2 protein-coding genes and 1 pseudogene are annotated in these 2,945 nt (G+C 40.4%); 2 read left to right on the top strand and 1 reads right to left on the bottom strand.

Annotation, left to right across the window (positions count from 1 at the left end):
* Window positions 1–576 (top strand): TonB-dependent receptor (locus SD31_RS15675; protein WP_410528270.1); only part of this gene is annotated, 576 nt, incomplete at its 5' end.
* Between the two features lie 26 nt (window positions 577–602).
* Window positions 603–1,613 (top strand): TonB-dependent receptor plug domain-containing protein, encoded by a 1,011-nt coding sequence (locus SD31_RS15670; protein WP_082021970.1) that lies wholly within the window; start codon window positions 603–605, stop codon window positions 1,611–1,613.
* Between the two features lie 66 nt (window positions 1,614–1,679).
* Here SD31_RS15670 and gap read toward each other — a convergent pair.
* Window positions 1,680–2,679, bottom strand: a pseudogene (gene gap / locus SD31_RS13350) (type I glyceraldehyde-3-phosphate dehydrogenase).
* Window positions 2,680–2,945 lie beyond the last annotated feature (266 nt).

Here is a 2,945-nt window from a genome sequence, read left to right as displayed (position 1 = left end):
GGTTCTTTTGAGTCAGYRGGTCGTTTGATTGCTAMKMMATGGATTGTAAAAATTTCAGACCCACAGACGGGCCATCATACTATGAATATTCCTATAGCCATGGATGCAGTAGAGCGTATAGAGATCTTGCGAGGGCCTATGGCTCGTGTTTATGGTGCTAATGCATTGACCGGAGCGATCAACATTGTTACACGAAAGGATGTTAAAAGTGGGCTGTCAGCACATATACAATTGGGCTCCTCATTCGAAAAGAAGGAAGAAGGAGACGGAAAAGGCAGATATGGCGCTGGAGGTATGCAAGTGGTAGGTCAGCTTGTAGAACAGAATCACCAACACCTGTTCTCCGTTTCTTCACAAAAGTCGAATGGACAGCGCTATAACAGTCAAACGGAGGATATACGTACTTATTATCAAGGAAGCTATCAGCTGCAGGATGAACATTCACTAGAGTGGGCGGCAGGCTATATTAACAACGCTTTCGGAGCTAACGGTTATTATGCATACCCTGGTGATAGGGAATCCTATGAAATCGTGAAAACCTTTTTTAACCTTATGTTGCTTCCAAACATTATCTAGGAAAAAGGTTTTATCTAAGTCCACGTATATCCAATCGTTTTAACAAGGATGATTACCGCTATTATAGACAAGATCTGAGTAAGGCGCGTTCTGTACACAAGAATAATGCTTTTGCGGTGGAATTGAATAGCAGATTTACAACGGATTTCGGCGATTTGGGGATAGGGGTAGAGTATAGAGATGAGCAGGTGAACAGCAATAATCTAGGTAAGCATTTCCGATCAAACATAGGAACTTATTTGGAATATAGGACGCAACTTTTCTCTAAAGTAGGCCTTCATCTAGGAGCCTATGGTAACTACAATACAGATTACGGCTGGCAGATATATCCGGGAATGGATATGGGCTTCCCACTTAATAAAGATTGGAAATTGAATGTGAATGTAGGTGCCAGCCAGCGTATTCCTTCCTTTACAGACCTTTATCTAAATCAACCTATGAATAAAGGTAACCAGCAGTTGAATCCGGAATCTGCTTGGCAGTATGAGGCATCGATACAAGGGAAGGTGGCCGGATTGAGGCTAGAAGGACGTTATTTCTATCGAGAGATTACTGATTTTATAGATTGGATCAAACAAGCACATACTCCAGGAGAGGATTTGACCGACATCCCTTTTCAGCCATACAACTTTGGAAGCAATAAGGTTCATGGTTACAGTATAGACTTAAGAAAAGATTTTATTTTTTCTACTGATCAACAATTGAACCTTGTCGTAGGGTATAATCATCTTAACCCAAAAGAGATGAGCTATCAGGAGGATGTACAGTCCAAATATGTTTTGGAGAGCTTGAAACATCAGGTTTTGTTTCGTCTTTCTTATAGACGTTCGAATTGGACATTCAGCTCGGCTAACAGATGGATAGAGCGCGAGTTGAATAATCCCTATTTTATTTCTGACCTGCACCTAGGCTACCGATATGGGAAGTTGGATTATTATGTAGAGATGAGTAATCTTGCCAATGCCCAGTATGTGGAGTCCGGTGCAGTATTGATGCCCAAGCGCTGGTTTGCTGTAGGGGCAAGGTTTTCCCTTTAGAAGATTATAGACAAACAAAAAAGCATCGGAATTCCGATGCTTTTTTGTTTACGATTGTTATCTCTATTAGATAAACTTACCAACTTCTTGTGCTAAGTCGATAATTTTGTTTGAATAACCCCATTCATTGTCGTACCAAGATACAACTTTTACGAAGTTGTCATTCAACGAAATACCAGCTTTAGCGTCGAAGATAGAAGTGCGTGCATCGCCTAAGAAGTCAGTAGATACTACTTCGTCTTCTGTGTAGCCTAAGATACCTTTCAATTCGCCTTCTGAAGCTTCTTTCATCGCTTGTTTGATTTCTTCATATGAAGCACCTTTTTCTAGACGAACTGTCAAGTCTACTACCGAAACGTCAGCAGTAGGCACGCGGAAAGACATACCTGTTAATTTACCTTTCAAGGCTGGCAATACTAAACCTACGGCTTTTGCAGCACCTGTCGAAGAAGGGATGATGTTTTGGTAAGCACCCCGACCACCTCTCCAGTCTTTTACTGAAGGGCCATCAACAGTTTTTTGTGTTGCTGTCACAGCGTGTACAGTAGTCATCAAACCTTCGATGATACCGAATTTGTCGTGCAATACCTTAGCGATAGGAGCAAGACAGTTAGTAGTACATGAAGCGTTTGATACGATATGTTGGTCCGCTTTTAATTCTTTGTGGTTTACACCCATAACGAAAGTGGGGGTGTCATCTTTTGCTGGAGCAGACATAATAACTTTTTTAGCGCCTGCTTGGATGTTGTTTTTGAGCTAGCTCCTGTGTTAAGAACAAGCCTGTAGATTCGATAATTACTTCCGCACCTACTTCATCCCACTTCAAGTTAGCCGGATCTTTCTCAGCTGTCACACGTATAGTTTTACCGTTTACAACTAAATTACCGTCTTTTACTTCTACTGTACCGTCAAATTTTCCGTGAGTAGAGTCATATTTCAACATATATGCCATATAATCTGGCTCTACTAAGTCGTTGATACCAACGATTTCAATATCATCACGTTTTACAGCAGCTCTAAATGCTAAACGACCGATACGGCCAAATCCGTTAATTCCAATTTTCATTTTCTTTAATTTTTGTTTATTGTTAATATTTTATTAGATTTTGAATAGGTTCTTTTACTATAGTTTTAATATTCAAATGATGTTCTTTGGCTAAATCTAGCAGCCAATCCTGGTAGTTGTACGCTACCGACCCTGTAAGTCCTATCTGCGCGTCCGGATATTGGTCCAGCAGAAGGAAGATATAAGTACTTTAATATACGTTTCCAGTCCCTTTTTTATAATGGAGGCCAGATTAATTGTTCATTTTTGTTTTCGTAGAAAAAGTC

Source organism: Sphingobacterium sp. T2, from assembly GCF_000814685.1.
Lineage (GTDB): Bacteria > Bacteroidota > Bacteroidia > Sphingobacteriales > Sphingobacteriaceae > Sphingobacterium > Sphingobacterium thermophilum.
This window is presented reverse-complemented; position numbering and strand designations above follow the sequence as displayed.